The organism is Paraburkholderia acidicola (assembly GCF_002362315.1).
Classification (GTDB): Bacteria; Pseudomonadota; Gammaproteobacteria; order Burkholderiales; family Burkholderiaceae; genus Paraburkholderia; species Paraburkholderia acidicola.
Genome location: NZ_MTZV01000006.1, coordinates 319,647 through 335,480, shown reverse-complemented (window position 1 = coordinate 335,480; position 15,834 = coordinate 319,647). Strand labels below are relative to the sequence as shown.

The 15,834-nt window shown below is 62.3% G+C and carries 10 protein-coding genes; 5 read left to right on the top strand and 5 right to left on the bottom strand.

The window, feature by feature from the left end; genetic code table 11:
• Positions 1 to 96 precede the first annotated feature (96 nt).
• Positions 97 to 2,946: a TonB-dependent receptor gene (locus BWP39_RS20485; RefSeq protein ID WP_096723539.1), complete on the bottom strand. Its 2,850-nt coding sequence runs from the start codon at positions 2,944 to 2,946 to the stop codon at positions 97 to 99.
• 709 nt (positions 2,947 to 3,655) lie between these two features.
• On the opposite strand from BWP39_RS20485, the gene BWP39_RS20480 reads away from it, so the two are divergent.
• Entirely contained in the window at positions 3,656 to 4,477 is an 822-nt protein-coding gene (locus tag BWP39_RS20480) for an alpha/beta fold hydrolase (RefSeq protein ID WP_096723537.1), read from the top strand.
• Between the two features lie 73 nt (positions 4,478 to 4,550).
• Here BWP39_RS20480 and prpR read toward each other — a convergent pair whose 3' ends face one another.
• Positions 4,551 to 6,515 carry a propionate catabolism operon regulatory protein PrpR gene (gene prpR, locus BWP39_RS20475; RefSeq protein ID WP_096723535.1) on the bottom strand — a complete coding sequence of 655 codons (1,965 nt, stop codon included), beginning with the start codon at positions 6,513 to 6,515 and terminating at the stop codon, positions 4,551 to 4,553.
• 203 nt (positions 6,516 to 6,718) lie between these two features.
• Here prpR and prpB point away from each other — a divergent pair, with 203 nt between their 5' ends.
• The 4 genes from prpB to prpF all read left to right on the top strand — a co-directional run bounded on the left by prpB (position 6,719) and on the right by prpF (position 12,817).
• Positions 6,719 to 7,615 (top strand): methylisocitrate lyase, encoded by an 897-nt coding sequence (gene prpB / locus BWP39_RS20470; RefSeq protein ID WP_096723533.1) that lies wholly within the window; start codon positions 6,719 to 6,721, stop codon positions 7,613 to 7,615.
• Positions 7,616 to 7,648: 33 nt separating this feature from the next.
• A complete protein-coding gene (prpC, locus tag BWP39_RS20465) occupies positions 7,649 to 8,815 on the top strand; it encodes a bifunctional 2-methylcitrate synthase/citrate synthase (protein ID WP_096723531.1) in 1,167 nt (388 codons plus the stop codon).
• Positions 8,816 to 8,923: 108 nt separating this feature from the next.
• Positions 8,924 to 11,521: a Fe/S-dependent 2-methylisocitrate dehydratase AcnD gene (acnD, locus tag BWP39_RS20460; protein WP_096723529.1), complete on the top strand. Its 2,598-nt coding sequence runs from the start codon at positions 8,924 to 8,926 to the stop codon at positions 11,519 to 11,521.
• A gap of 105 nt (positions 11,522 to 11,626) precedes the next feature.
• Positions 11,627 to 12,817, top strand: coding sequence for a 2-methylaconitate cis-trans isomerase PrpF (prpF, locus tag BWP39_RS20455; protein ID WP_096723527.1), 1,191 nt, complete (start codon positions 11,627 to 11,629; stop codon positions 12,815 to 12,817).
• Positions 12,818 to 12,896: 79 nt separating this feature from the next.
• On the opposite strand, the gene BWP39_RS20450 is transcribed toward prpF, so the two are convergent.
• From BWP39_RS20450 to BWP39_RS20440, 3 genes are all read right to left on the bottom strand, one after another.
• Positions 12,897 to 13,811, bottom strand: coding sequence for a peptidoglycan DD-metalloendopeptidase family protein (locus BWP39_RS20450; protein ID WP_096723525.1), 915 nt, complete (start codon positions 13,809 to 13,811; stop codon positions 12,897 to 12,899).
• A gap of 330 nt (positions 13,812 to 14,141) precedes the next feature.
• Positions 14,142 to 14,558: a hypothetical protein gene (locus BWP39_RS20445; protein WP_096723523.1), complete on the bottom strand. Its 417-nt coding sequence runs from the start codon at positions 14,556 to 14,558 to the stop codon at positions 14,142 to 14,144.
• Positions 14,559 to 14,676: 118 nt separating this feature from the next.
• Complete coding sequence (locus BWP39_RS20440) at positions 14,677 to 15,678, bottom strand: aldo/keto reductase (protein ID WP_096723521.1); 1,002 nt, start codon at positions 15,676 to 15,678, stop codon at positions 14,677 to 14,679.
• Between the last annotated feature and the right edge of the window lie 156 nt (positions 15,679 to 15,834).

The following is a 15,834-nucleotide window of genomic DNA, read 5'->3' as shown; positions in this document are numbered from 1 at the left end:
AACCCGGCAGGGTGTCGGGTAAATGAAGCGGGCCGTTCCCGCCGATGTTCGGAGACTGGAACGGCCCGTCAAATGCCCGATAGACGCGAGGCTACATCAGAACTTATACGTTGCGCCGATTTGTGCAAAGCGACCGATGTAGGTGTACAGCGACGAATCGTAACCGGTCTGGTAGCTCGAGTTCATGTAGACCGGATCGAACGGCGGCGCGCGGTTGAAGATGTTGTCGATACCCGCGTACAGCGTCCAGTGCTTGATACCCGTATAGCTGAAGAACAGATTGAACTGGCTATACGACGCCACGCTGCTTTGCAGGTTCGGATACTGACCCGGCTGGAGGATCGCCTGCGTGTACGGACCCGTGTATTGCCAGGTCAGCGTGGCGTTCCACTTGCTCTGGTAGTTCCAGTTCAGGTTCGTATTGCCCTTCCAGCGCGGGAAGCTGCCGCCGAACGGCTGGTTCAGCGAACCGTTGTTACCCGCGAAGTCGGTCGATACGCCACCCACCGGCATCTTGAAGTGCCACACGTACGCCCAGTCGCCGGACAGCGTGAAGGTACCGATCTTCGTCGGCAGCGACTGACGGAACGTGGTCTCGAAACCGTCGGTGTCGAGCGACGCCAGGTTCTGGAACGGCATCAACACATAGGCAATCGAACCGTTCGTATTGCGGACCACCTGCGTCGGATCGTTCGCGTCGACCGTCGCCTGGATGTCCTGCGTGCCGATCACGTTGTCGATGTGAATTTTGTACCAGTCGAAACCGATATCGGTGTTGCGGGCCGGCGACAACTGGAAGCCCACGTTGTAGTTCTTCGTGCGTTCCGGTTGCAGGCTGCGGTTGCCGGCCTGGACTTCCTCGATGAGACCAAACGCGCCCGGATTGTTCGGATCGTGCTGGTCGACCGCAGCCTGCGCACTGAAGCTCTTCGACGAGGTGTTCTCGATCAGCGTCGGCGCACGGAAGCCACGGTTATACGAGCCGTACATCGTCAGCTCGCGAACCGGCTGGTAACGCAATGCGAAGCGCGGCGAGAATGCGCCGCCGAAGTCGCTGTAGTGGTCGTAGCGGCCCGACTGGCTGAACGTCAGGTTCTGCAGGATTGGGATATCGATCTGGTAGTAGACCGCCGCGACATTGCGCTGGCCGGTGACCGACTGCAGCGCCGGCGTCACCAGCGAACCGTCCGCCCAGCCCAGACCTTCGCCGACATACTGGCTCTGGTGCATGAACTGCGCCCCGAGACCCAGCCCGACGTTACCCGTGGGCAGCTTGAACAGCGTCGGCGTCGACAGCGTCGCGTCCAATGCATCGAGCTTCGTGATCGCCTGCGTGTTGGTGCTCTGGTACAGGCCTGCAAGACCGTTCGGCGTCGCCGAAGGATTCTCGAAGTTGAACACACCGTTCTGGACGATGTTCTGCAGTGCGCTCGCGCTGAGCCGGTTCGTGAATTCGTTCGAAACCGTGTCCTGCGAATGCGAGTACGACGCGGCCCAGTCCAGGTCTCCGACGTACGGCGTCGAGATCGTGCCCTTCAACCCAGTAGCTGCACGCCAGAAGTTTGCTGTGGTAAGCACCGATTGCGTATTCGGGAACGAATAGACAAGCCTGGATGGCACGCCGTATGGGTTGTACGGGTTGCTCGCTGGCACCACGTTGGAGATCACGTGCAGGCCGCCGGTCGCCGGATCGTACGCCTGCGTGTTGTTGCCGAGACCACCGACGAAGTTGTTCGTGTTCGTCCGGTTGTTGCTTTCCCACAGATCGGCGAATGCCTGCATCGAGTCGCTGATCTTGAAGTCTGCGTGCACCTTCGCGCTCAGGCGCTCGGTCCACGGCGACAATGAGGTTGCGTATGCCGTGTTGTTCTGGCACACCGTGCCCGCGCCGTTAATCCGTGCAGTAGCCGTGCCCGAGATCGGCGAGCCGTTATAAGGACAGGGGCTGAGCGGCACCCTCGCGCCTGTCGGATCCCGCCAGTACGACGTCGACTGGTTGTACAGGCCGCCGGGGAAGTTCGAGAAATTCTGATTCTGCGTGGTATCGCGATCCGCGGCCGACACGCCGTTGAAGCGATACATGCTGAGGGCTGCCGTGACGTTGAAGCGGTCCGAGTTCAGATCGCCGAAGCCGCCCAGCACGCTCAACTTGGTCGTGCCCGCGCCGCCGCCATCCTGCGTCGCGCCGCCGTAGCTACCGTCGAGCTGCAAGCCCTGGAAGTTCTTCTTCGTGATGATGTTGACCACGCCCGCGATCGCGTCGGAGCCGTACTGCGACACCGCGCCCGTCTTGACGATTTCGATCCGGTCGATGATGTTCAGCGGCAGCGTGTTCAGGTCGAAGAACTGATCGGTGACGTTCGTCGCGAACGCATACGGCGCCACCCGCAGACCGTCGATCAGCACCAGCGTGTACTTCTCGCTCAGGCCACGCAGTGCGATGCCGGCGCCGCCAGGCGCGAAGCTGTTCGTCGTGCCTTCCGCCCAGCTGCTCGCCGAGTTCGCCGAGGTACTGCGCAGGAAGTCGGCGACGCTGTTCTGACCGCTGTTCTCGATGTCCTTCGCGGTGACCGTCTGAACCTGATTGAAGCCGACCTTGTCGGAACTGCGGATCAGCGAGCCCGTCACCTCGAAGCGCTTGAGCTGCGCGACGCCGTCCTTGCCCTGCGTGATCGTATTGGGTGTCGTGGAGGTAGCGGAAGTGGCAGGAGTAGCGGGTGTGGTGGCCGACGCGCCCGGGGTTGTGTGGGACTTGGTGCCCTGAGCAGTCGAAGGGGTGTTCGCTTGCGCGACGATCACCGGGGCCTGCGCCAGCGTATCGGCTGCCGATGCCGGGCCAGCCACCGGCTGGCTCTGCGCAAAGGCCGGTGTGGCCAGCGTCGCTGCAAATGCCAGTTCGGCCCAAACGATGCGTCTGATCGCTACGGCCAATGCTCTTTGTTTCATTATTCCCCTCTCACTCGTCGGTAAGATCCAACCGGTTTCGCGCCGCGACACCGTCCGTCGGCGCGCTATGCACGGCGTTGCAACGCCGCATCCTTTCTCGTGCCCTGAAGCCCACTACCTGACCCACCTGTTGCAGGTGCTGGCGCGACCGCCATCCACTCTGCTTGCGACACCTCGTATTCACTGCCGGGCGGTGCATTCATCACCGCGTTACTATTTGATTCGTATACCTAATCTGCTTGAAAAGATTCGCACTCTAATTTTTCGTTATGCTTATTGCACTGACTGAAATCGTGGTTTTGCCCGGCTTGCCGATTAACACGTTGCGAAACCCTGGCTCTTATTCTGGCCATTAACTCCGACTGATTCGGGTTAGTACCTATTTCCCATCTAAAACTTGTCCCGACCGCACCCAAAGCGCCGCCCTCGTCATGCAATTGCATGAAATCGTAGGTAATAAAAGACGGGGTATCGTAGGCTGAACAACGGTCCGACGTAATATAGCTTTCGGTTTCCTGTTGGGTGCAGAAGATATCAGGGAAAAAATTTACCCGTCAAACTTTATTTGACGCCGCCTTAAAAAGTTTGGCACATTACATTTAACTTTCAATTATGAAAGCCCGTTCGGCGCCTCGCGCAATCCCCGATTGAGACGCGATACCGGGCCCTGCTAACGTCAGCAGATCGCCCTTTACCGCAATCACGCCCAATGAAACCCTGGCCGCTCGATCAGCACTACGTGTTTCGCAATCAGGCCGTGCGTTTTCGGGTGGAAGGCAGCGGTCCCCCGCTCGTCCTGATACACGGCACGCCGTTCTCGTCGTATGTCTGGCATCGCATCGCGCCGCATCTCGCAAGGGTGCGGACTGTCCATCTTTACGATCTGCTCGGTTATGGCCAGTCGGAAAAACGGCAGGAACAGGACGTCTCGCTGGGGGTGCAGAACGCACTGCTGGCGGAACTGCTCGCGCACTGGCAGCTCGATAGACCCGATGTCGTCGCGCACGACTTCGGTGGCGCGACCGCGTTGCGCGCTCATCTGCTCGACGGCTGTGAATATCGCAGCCTCACGCTGATCGATCCGGTGGCGGTCGCGCCATGGGGTTCGCCGTTCGTGCGCCACGTGCGCGAACACAGTGCCGCATTCGAGGGACTGCCGCCGTATATTCACGAGGCCATCGTCAATGCGTATGTGCGCGGTGCAATTGCACGCGACATAGCGGACAGCGAACTCGCGCCGTACGTCTCACCGTGGCTCGGCGATATGGGCCAGGCTGCGTTCTACCGGCAGATCGCGCAGATGGATCAGCGCTATACCGACGAGATCGAAAGCCGCTACGCGCAGATACGCTGCCGCACGCAGATTCTCTGGGGCGAGGACGATCAGTGGATTCCCATCGAACGCGGCCGTCATCTGGCCGGTATCGTGCCTGGCGCACGCTTCGCACCGGTGGCGCACGCCGGTCATCTGATGCAGGAAGATGCGCCTGAAGCGATCGTCGCGGCTGTGCTTGATTTTCTTGCGGGCTGATCTGTGGCGCGGCTTGTGTCCTGATCTTTGGCACGCTTCGTGACTCACCCGCAAACTGACCCGGCCCAGCGCGTCACCGCCCGCCATTCAGCTTGCGCCACAGCGTCGTCTTGCTGATACCCAGCGCCCGACATGCCTCGTCGCGATCTCCACCGCACGCATCGAGTGCCGCCTGTACCTGCTCCGCCTCGACGCGCCGGCTGCGCTGACGCAGCGTCAGTGCGGCCGCGACCTGCTGCGCGTGCCCAAACACCTCGGGCGCAATCGAATGAAGCACGTCGCGCGTCAGTTCCGGCACGCTCGCAGCGTCGTCGCGAGCCGGGTCGCTATCGGCGAGTTCGACCGCAATCCGCTCGATCACATTCTGCAGTTCCCGCACATTGCCCGGCCACGCATGTTGCCGCAGCGGTTCGCCGACTAGCGCGAGCACGCGTGCGGCATCCTCGCGTGTGCGGATACGTGCGGTGAGTCGTGGCTCGCGGCGTGCAGCCTGGCGCAGCAACTCGGCGGCAAGCGGCATCACATCGGACACACGTTCGCGCAATGGCGGCAACACGAGGTTCAGGATATTGAGCCGGTAGTAAAGATCGGCGCGGAACACGCCGGCATCGACGGCAGCTATCAACGCACGATGTGTGGCCGCGACAACCCGGATATCGATGCGCGTCGGCTCGGTGGAGCCGAGCCGCACGACTTCACGCTCCTGCAGCACGCGCAGCAACCGGCTCTGCAGCGGCAGCGGCATCTCGCCGATTTCATCGAGAAACAGCGTGCCGCGATGCGCCGCCTCGATGAGTCCCGCCTTGCCGCCGCGCCGCGCACCGGTGAAAGCGCCCTCTTCGTAGCCGAACAACTCGCTCTCGAGCAATGCCTCAGGAAACGCGCCACAGTTAATCGCCACGAACGGAAAATCGCGACGCGCGCTGATCCGGTGGATACCCTGCGCGACCATCTCCTTGCCCGTTCCGCTCTCGCCAAGTATCAGCACGGTCGCCTCGGATTTCGCGTAGCGCTGCGCGAGTTGCCGCACGCGTTCGATCGCCGCGCACTCGCCGACCAGATCGTCGAGACGGTAACGCGCGACGAATTGCTGCGTGCGCTGCCGCGAACGCAACGTGCGATCGAGCCGCTCGACTGCGCGCGATTCGTGAAACGTCAGCACGCTGCCAGTCGCCGTGTCCGGTCCCGCAGCGACGAGCGGCCCGCGATGCACGACGTAGCCGACACCCCGCACGGTCTGCAGCGTTTCACCATCCGCATCGGGAATCGCGCCGGCCAGATCCGGCGCGACCGCGAGCAGCGACTGGCCGACGGCCGTCGCCGCATCGATGCCAAGTGCGAGCGCAAGCTGCTGGTTGATCGCTTCGACGCGGCCCTGCGCATCGAGCGCGACGACGCCGTCGCGCAGGTGCTGCAACACGTTGTCGAGGCGCTGGCGGCGCAGCGCTTCGCTCGATGTGGCTTGAGCGACGTCGAGTGCGGTATCGAACGCCGCGCGCACCGACGCACGCGAATACAGGAACACCGCAGCCATGCCCGCTCGCGCGGCCAGGTCCGTAACGAGCCCCGGCCCGACGATCGTGCCAATACCGCGATCGCGCAGATCGAGCACGCAGACCTCCGCGTCCTGCGCGGACTGATACGACGCAAACACCACATCGATGCCATAGGCCGCGACGAAGCGGCGCACTTCGGCCGGCGTCTCACCGTGCGTCACGAGCGCAACCGGCGAAGCATCGCGGCGGGCTCGTGCGAGCGCGTGCATCACGTCGAAACCGGTCGGATGAACGAGCACGACCGGCACCTGGATCCGCGCTTTCAGATACGTGCCGTTCGAGCCCGCCGCGACCACGATATCCGGGCGCTGCGCGCCGGCCGCAGCGATTTCGGTGACCGCGTCTTCGTAGCCGCGCGATACGAGCCGCAGTTCGGCGCGGCTGTCGTATTCGCCGGCGATGTCGCGAAACAGGTCGCGCAGTTTGCTGATGCCGATGGCCCAGATGCGGGGACGCGGGCGGGTGTCGGGAGGACGGTTCATGGTGGAAACATGGTGGAAAAGGTGCGACGTTCGTGCCGCGATTATGAACCAATCTTCCATTTATGAAATTTCATGTTTCATAAATGGAATATCCAGCACCCACCACTACAGACGGTTCCAGCGACGAATCAAGCACTTGGGCGGCCCGACGCCCGCTGGCCCGGTCCTTGCACAACACGACGCCATTGTTATCAGGAGGCTTCATGAGCACAGCACATCGAACTCCGGCCAGCGCCGGCGCGCAGTTCCGCGCGGCAGTCGCCGCAGGGCAACCGTTGCAGGTAGTCGGCACCGTCACGGCCTACGCAGCGAAAATGGCCGAAGCGGTCGGCTTCAAGGCCGTTTATCTGTCGGGCGGCGGCGTAGCGGCGAATTCGCTCGGCGTGCCCGATCTCGGCATCAGCACAATGGACGACGTCCTGACCGACGCGCGCCGCATCACCGATGCGACTAACCTGCCCCTGCTCGTCGACATCGACACCGGCTGGGGCGGCGCCTTCAATATCGCGCGCACGGTCCGCTCGTTCATCAAGGCAGGTGTTGCAGCGGTGCATCTCGAGGATCAGGTCGGTCAGAAACGCTGCGGCCACCGGCCGGGCAAGGAATGCGTGCCGACTGCGGAGATGGTCGACCGCGTGAAGGCGGCCGTCGATGCGCGCACCGACGATCATTTCGTGATCATGGCCCGCACGGACGCCGCCGACGCCGAAGGCATCGACGCCGCGATCGAGCGCGCCATCGCGTATGTCGAGGCTGGCGCTGACATGATTTTCCCGGAAGCGATGCGCACGCTCGACGACTACCGCCGCTTCAAGGCCGCGGTAAAAGTACCGATCCTCGCCAACCTGACGGAGTTCGGTTCGACACCGTTCTTCACGACGACCGAGTTGCGCGAAGCGAACGTCGACATCGCGTTGTACTGCTGCGGCGCCTACCGCGCGATGAACGCCGCGGCGCTGAACTTCTACGAGACGGTGATGCGTGACGGCACGCAGAAAGCCGCCGTCGCTACGATGCAGACACGCGCCGATCTCTATCGCTACCTCGGCTATCACACGTACGAGGACAAACTCGACGCGCTGTTTGCCGCACAAAAGTAATCTCACTGTAACGAACGCCGCCGGAGAAATACGATGAGCGAAGCAGACAACAGCACCCCGAACGCAGGTGCGTTCAAACCGAAGAAATCCGTCGCGCTCTCGGGCGTAACGGCAGGAAACACGGCTCTGTGCACGGTCGGGCGTACGGGCAACGATTTGCACTACCGCGGCTACGACATTCTCGACATCGCCGGTGCGTGCGAATTCGAGGAAATCGCTTATCTGCTGGTACACGAGAAGCTGCCGAATACCGCCGAACTCGCCGCCTACAAGACGAAGCTCAAGGCATTGCGCGGCCTGCCCGCGAACCTGAAGGCCGCGCTCGAATGGATCCCCGCCTCGGCTCATCCGATGGACGTGATGCGCACCGGCGCATCGGTGCTCGGTACCGTCTTGCCCGAGAAGGACGACCACAACCTGCCTGGCGCACGCGATATCGCCGACCGCCTGATGGCGTCGTTTGGGTCGATGCTGCTGTACTGGTATCACTACTCGCATAACGGCAAGCGCATCGAGGTCGAGACCGACGACGATTCGATCGGTGGTCACTTCCTGCATCTGCTGCACGGCGTTGCGCCGTCGAAGTCGTGGGTCGATGCGATGCATGTGTCGCTGAATCTGTACGCGGAGCATGAGTTCAACGCGTCGACCTTCACCGGCCGCGTAATCGCTGGCACGGGTTCGGACCTGTATTCGGCGATTACCGGTGCAATCGGTGCGCTGCGCGGGCCGAAGCACGGCGGTGCAAACGAAGTCGCTTTCGAAATTCAATCGCGCTACACCAACCCCGACGAGGCAGAAGCCGACATCCGCAAACGCGTCGAGAACAAGGAAGTCGTGATCGGCTTCGGTCACCCGGTGTACACGATCTCCGATCCGCGCAACAAGGTGATCAAGGAAGTGGCGCGCAAGCTGTCGAAGGAAGCCTCGAACCTGAAGCTGTTCGATATCGCGGAGCGGCTCGAGAGCGTGATGTGGGATGTCAAGAAGATGTTCCCGAATCTTGACTGGTTCAGCGCGGTGTCGTACCACATGATGGGCGTGCCGACGGCGATGTTCACGCCGCTGTTCGTGATCGCGCGCACGGCCGGCTGGAGCGCGCACATCATCGAGCAGCGCATCGACAACAAGATCATCCGGCCCAGTGCAAATTACACCGGCCCGGAGAACCTGAAATTCGTGCCGCGCGCGAAACGTTGATGTGAAGCGCTGATCGGGAAAGGGGGATAATTGCCGCTGACGTCCTGCGATGTCCGGCAAGACGCCCCCATGCAGAGCACTGAGCACCACATTCTTATTCCCCACGGTATGAACACTGCAAACCGCAAACCCCTGCCAGGCGCCAAGCTGGACTTCTTCGACACGCGCGCCGCGGTCGAGGCGCTCCAGCCGGGCGCGTACGACATGCTGCCGTACACCTCGCGCGTACTCGCCGAAAACCTCGTGCGCCGTTGCGACCCGGCATCGCTCGATGCATCGCTCAGGCAGATCATCGAACGCAAGCGCGATCTCGACTTTCCGTGGTTCCCGGCACGCGTGGTCTGCCACGACATCCTCGGCCAGACCGCGCTCGTCGACCTCGCCGGCCTGCGCGATGCGATTGCTGCACAGGGTGGCGACCCGGCGCGAGTCAACCCGGTCGTGCCGACCCAACTGGTGGTGGACCACTCGCTCGCGGTCGAGTGCGGTGGCTTCGATCCCGACGCGTTCGACAAGAACCGCGCTATTGAGGACCGACGCAACGAAGACCGCTTCGACTTCATCAACTGGACCAAGAAGGCGTTCAAGAACGTCGACGTGATTCCGCCGGGCAACGGCATCCTGCACCAGATCAACCTCGAGCGGATGAGCCCGGTCGTGCAGGTGAAAGACGGCGTGGCGTTTCCCGATACGCTGGTCGGCACCGATTCGCATACACCGATGGTCGATGCGCTCGGCGTGATCGCCATCGGCGTGGGTGGCCTCGAAGCGGAAAGCGTGATGCTGGGACGTGCTTCGTATATGCGTCTGCCGGATATCGTCGGTGTGGAACTGACCGGCAAGCCGGGTCCAGGAATCACGGCGACGGACACCGTGTTGTCGCTGACCGAATTCCTGCGTAAGGAAAAAGTGGTCGGTGCGTATCTCGAGTTTTACGGCGAAGGCACGGCAAACCTCACGCTCGGCGATCGCGCCACGATCGCTAACATGGCGCCCGAATTCGGCGCGACGGCCGCGATGTTCTACATCGACGAGCAGACGATCAAGTACCTCAAGCTCACGGGCCGCGACGACGAACTCGTCAAACTCGTGGAAACGTACGCGAAGGAAACCGGCCTGTGGGCCGACAGCCTGAAGACTGCGCAATACGAACGCGTGTTGAAGTTCGATCTATCGACGGTGGTTCGTACGCTCGCCGGTCCGTCGAATCCGCATCGCCGGTTGCCGGTGTCTGAGCTGGCCGCACGCGGGATCAGCGGTAAGGTGGAGAACGAGCCGGGGCTGATGCCCGACGGCGCAGTGATCATTGCAGCAATCACGAGCTGCACGAACACCAACAACCCGCGCAACATGATTGCCGCGGCACTGCTCGCGCGCAATGCCAATCAACGCGGTCTGACGCGCAAGCCGTGGGTCAAGAGTTCGCTTGCGCCGGGATCGAAAGCGGTCACGCTTTACCTCGAAGAAGCGAAGCTGCTGCCGGAACTGGAGCAGCTCGGCTTCGGCGTGGTCGCTTATGCGTGCACGTCGTGCAACGGCATGTCCGGCGCGCTGGCCCCGGTAATCCAGAAAGAAATCGTCGAGCGCGATCTGTACGCGACTGCCGTGCTGTCCGGCAACCGTAACTTCGACGGCCGGATTCATCCGTATGCCAGGCAGGCTTTCCTCGCCTCGCCGCCGCTGGTAGTCGCGTATGCGATTGCCGGCACGATCCGCTTCGACATCGAGAAAGATGTGCTGGGCACCGACGCCGCCGGAAATCCGGTGATGCTCAAGGACATCTGGCCATCCGACGAAGAGATCGACGCGATCGTTGCTTCGAGCGTGAAGCCGGAGCAGTTCCGCAAGGTGTACGAGCCGATGTTTGCCGTCACCGCCGACACCGGCGAACGCGCCGATCCGCTGTACGACTGGCGCCCGATGAGCACCTACATCCGCCGCCCGCCGTATTGGGAAGGTGCGCTCGCCAGCGAGCGCACGCTCGCGGGCATGCGTGCGCTCGCCGTGCTCGGCGACAACATCACCACCGATCACCTGTCGCCTTCCAACGCGATCCTGCCCGATAGCGCATCGGGCGAGTATCTGGCGAAAATGGGTTTGCCGGAGGAAGACTTCAACTCGTACGCGACGCACCGCGGCGACCACCTGACTGCGCAGCGCGCCACCTTCGCCAACCCCACGTTGAAGAACGAGATGGTGCTCGAAGACGGCAAGGTGAAGGCCGGTTCGCTTGCTCGCATCGAACCTGAAGGCAAGGTCACGCGCATGTGGGAAGCGATCGAAACCTACATGGAACGCAAGCAACCGCTGATCGTGATCGCGGGGGCCGACTACGGCCAGGGCTCGTCGCGCGACTGGGCCGCTAAAGGCGTACGTCTGGCTGGTGCTGAAGCGATCGTCGCTGAAGGGTTCGAGCGCATCCACCGTACCAATCTGGTCGGCATGGGCGTGTTGCCGCTGGAGTTCAAGCCGGGCGTGAACCGTCTGACGCTCGGCATCGACGGCAGCGAGACGTTCGATGTCACCGGCGAGCGCAAACCGCGCACCGATCTCACGCTGGTGATCCATCGCAAGAACGGCGAGCGCGTCGAAGTACCGGTAACCTGCCGTCTCGATACCGCGGAAGAAGTGTCGATCTACGAAGCAGGCGGCGTGCTGCAGCGCTTTGCGCAGGACTTTCTTGAGTCGTCGAAAGCAGCGGCTTGATGGAGAGAAACAACGGCGTACAGCAGTGTTGTGCTGCGCGCCGGGCTTGATACGCGGGCGATGCGGTGACGCTTCGCCCGCGTCTTAACAGGACAGAACTACGCCATGGCACACGTACCGCAGATCAAGATTCCCGCCACCTACATGCGTGGCGGCACCAGCAAAGGCGTGTTTTTCCGTCTGCAGGATTTGCCCGAAGCTGCCCGGACACCGGGCGCCGCACGCGATGCGTTGCTGTTGCGTGTGATCGGTAGTCCGGACCCGTACGGCAAACAGATCGACGGCATGGGTGGCGCGACGTCTAGCACGAGCAAGACCGTCATCATTTCGAAGAGCAGCAAGCCCGATCACGACGTCGACTACCTGTTCGGCCAGGTATCCATCGATAAGGCGTTTGTCGACTGGAGCGGTAATTGCGGCAACTTGTCCGCCGCGGTGGGACCGTTCGCCATCAGCGCCGGGCTCGTCGACCCAAGCCGTGTTCCGCACAACGGTGTAGCCATCGTGCGGATCTGGCAGGCCAATATCGGCAAGACCATCATCGGTCACGTGCCCATCACCGATGGCGCGGTGCAGGAAACCGGCAGCTTCGAACTGGACGGCGTGACCTTCCCCGCCGCCGAAGTGCAACTCGAGTTCCTCGATCCCGCCGCCGAAGAAGACGGCGTGGGCGGCTCGATGTTCCCCACCGGCAATCTGATCGACGACCTCGATGTACCGGGCGTCGGTACGTTGAAGGCCACCATGATCAACGCAGGTATTCCGACGATTTTCGTCGACGCTGAAGCGATTGGTTATAAGGGCACCGAACTGCAGGACGCGATCAATAGCGACGACAAGGCGCTGGCGAAGTTCGAGACGATTCGCGCGCACGGCGCGGTGCGCATGGGCCTGATCAAGCATATCGATGAAATCGCGACGCGGCAGCATACGCCTAAGGTCGCGTTCGTTGCGCGGCCTGCCGGATATGTGGCCTCCAGCGGCAAACAGGTCGCCGCTGCGGATGTCGACTTGCTGGTGCGCGCGATGTCGATGGGCAAACTGCATCACGCGATGATGGGCACCGCTGCGGTGGCCATCGGCACCGCAGCCGCGATTCCGGGCACGCTCGTGAATCTCGCAGCCGGTGGCGGTGAACGCCAGGCGGTGCGCTTCGGGCATCCGTCGGGCACGCTGCGTGTCGGTGCCGAGGCCAGCCAGGTAGACGGCGAATGGGTCGTGAAGAAAGCCATCATGAGCCGCAGCGCGCGCGTGTTGATGGAAGGCTGGGTACGGGTTCCCGGCGATACGTTCTAGATTCCACGCATGTAGAAAAGCACTAGCCCCGGCGACTCAAACGCCGCGGTTAGTGCTTTATGCGGAGCTGAAATCTAGCTCAACCTTGCTTCCCCGGCAGATACGGCATCGGATCGACCGGCTTGCCGTCGCGTCGCACTTCGAACAGCAACGCAACACGCGAATTGTTTTCGTCGCCCATCTCCGCGATCTGCTGCCCTTGCTGCACGAAATCGCCGGTCTTCACGAGCAGCTTGCGGTTATGCGAGTAAGCCGTCAGAAAATCCTTGTTGTGCTGGACGATGATCAGGCTGCCGTATTCGTTGAGCCCGGTGCCGGCATACATGACCTTGCCGCTCGCAGCCGCGCGTATCGGATCGCCAGGCTTGCCGCTGATCTCGATGCCGCGCGTTTCGCCAGGCTGGAACGACTCGACGACCTTGCCCTGCGCAGGCCACGCCAACGTGACACGGTTTGCGTGACGTGCGGTCTGTGCCATCACCTGACGTTTGACTGCCGGATCGGGGGCGGCGGAGGTATCCGGCGTCGTATCTGTTGCATTGGTGCTCGGCGTGGTCGACGGGCTTGCAGTTACAGCACTCGAGGCCCGCTGTACGTTCGCAGGCTTCGCCGTTTGCGAAGAAGCATCGGCGCTCTCCGCATCGGGCGGCGACAGACGCAAGGTCTGCCCGGCCTTCAGACGACCCGCGCGCTTCAGGCCATTCCACGTCTGTAGATCGGCCACGCTGCAATTGTGATCTTGCGCAATGCGGCTCAGCGTATCGCCGCGCTGGACCTCGTAGAACTGCGCTGGCGCCGGCGTAGCTGCCGGCTGGCTGGCCGCCACTGTCGGCACCGCGGTGCCCGACGCAACTGCCGTAGACGCCGACGCCACCGGCGTAGCGCCCATTGTCGGCGGGTTCTGCTGTGCAACGTTCGTACACCCACTCACTACGATCGCGAGCCCAAGGCTCGCGAGACCGATCTTCGTGATGTCGAAGCGACTTCCCAACATGTTCGACTCCTGCTCGATTCGCCGGGACCGATGCTTCCTGCGGAGAGCCCGCCTCGCGGCAGCCGCAACCGGTCCCGATCATGCATCCAGTCGACTTCGGCACGCAAAAGCGCGCAAAGCACCTCGTTCGTCTCTAAACGGGGTCGGACTGGCATTCAACCTTCAGGGCGCCATTGTAAAATGCGCGTCACAAAAACCTGGGCAGGAAACACAAACTGATACAAATGTTTACGTCTGGTGTTCAGCGCGAACGCAGACGCGGGCGCACCGCCAGTTTCCTGACGGCGCAACCCGGCGAACGAACTTGATGGAGGAAAAGAAAAACGCAGATCAGCTGTAGTACTGCCCCTGATACAGCACATAACCCACCGGATGATGCGTGAAATGCAGCACGGCCAGCACCGGGTTGTCGTTGTCTTCGGTGGGATAGGCGCTGGCCTCGGCGATGTACTCGCCTTGCGCCTCGATGGGCTGCCCCGCCTGCAGACCAGGAATTTCATGAGCCAGCCCTTCGCTGTCGCCGAAACGCACCGCGAGGAAAACTTCGGTACCAACGAGATTCTGGGTACCGCCGTCGAACTTCACCACCTTGTCGATCGTCACGATGAACTGCTGATGGTTCGCGCCATGGTGGTTCTCCGGGCTCGTGAACACGCGGCTGATCGTGCCTTGAATACACGCGAGCGGTGCAGCAAGCGACGGGGCAAAGCGATGATGCGGAAGGATCTGGTTCGCGCGATTGGTCATGAACGTCGTTCTCCGGGAAAGGAACGCAGCGGATCTGCATCCCGATAGTACGGTTGATGCGGGTACTACGACCACGCAGCGGCCAGATCGATCCCGGGAGAGTGCACACGACGTGCATTCAGTGCGCACTGCCCTCGCTATCGAGGTGCGACAGATGCACTTCGTTGTAGCGCGCGCCGGCCACCGCTTGCGGCGGAATGGCTGCTTCGATGCGCGCGAGTTCGTCGGCGTCGAGTTGCAGGCTCGCTGCGGCGAGTGCATCGGTCAACTGAGTCCGGCGACGTGCGCCGACCAGCGGCACGATATCGTCGCCGCGCGATAGCGCCCATGCGATCGCGAGTTGTGCCGGATTGCTATGACGCGTCTCTGCGATTGCGCGCAGCGTTTCAACTAGCGCGAGGTTGCGGTCGAGATTTTCGCCCTGAAAACGCGGGCTTACGCTGCGGAAATCGCGCTGCTCGCCGCGTGCTTTCGACCACTGTCCACCGAGCAGTCCACGCGACAGCACACCGTAAGCCGTCACGCCGATGCCGAGTTCGCGGCAGGTCGGCAGGATCTCCGCTTCGATGCCGCGCGACATCAGCGAGTATTCGATCTGTAAATCGCCGATCGGTGCGACGGCCTGGGCACGCCGCAACGTCGCAGCGCCTACCTCCGACAGACCGATCTGCCGTACGTAGCCCTCTTTGACCAGATCGGCGATGGCGCCGACCGTGTCTTCGATTGGAACCGACGGATCGAGCCGCGCCGGCCGATAGACATCGACATAGTCGGTGCCGAGGCGGCGCAGCGTGTAGGCAAGGAAGTTGCGGATTGCTACCGGCCGCGTGTCGTTGCCGGCCCAGCCGTTGGATGGATCGCGAAGCGCGCCGAACTTCACGCTCACCTGCACGTTCTCGCGCTGCCGGCCGCGCAATGCATCGCGGATCAGCATTTCGTTGTCGCCCATGCCGTAGAAATCGCCGGTATCGAGCAAAGTGATGCCGGCGTCGAGCGCGGCGTGTATCGTGGCGATGCTTTCTTCGCGATCGGCGGGACCGTAGAAATCGGACATGCCCATGCAGCCGAGACCGATGGCAGAAACGTGCGGGCCCTGGTGACCGAGTTGGCGGGTGTTCATGGTGTCAGCTCCAGAATGTTTTCGAACGGGCGCACATCCGGACCGATAATGCGGTTCGCGCTGAACGGCCCATGTGCATGAACGCTATTCTGCGTACGCGGCGTCAATCGATAAATACGCGGTGTTCGATCAGTCTGTTCGACGGGTGTTAACAGT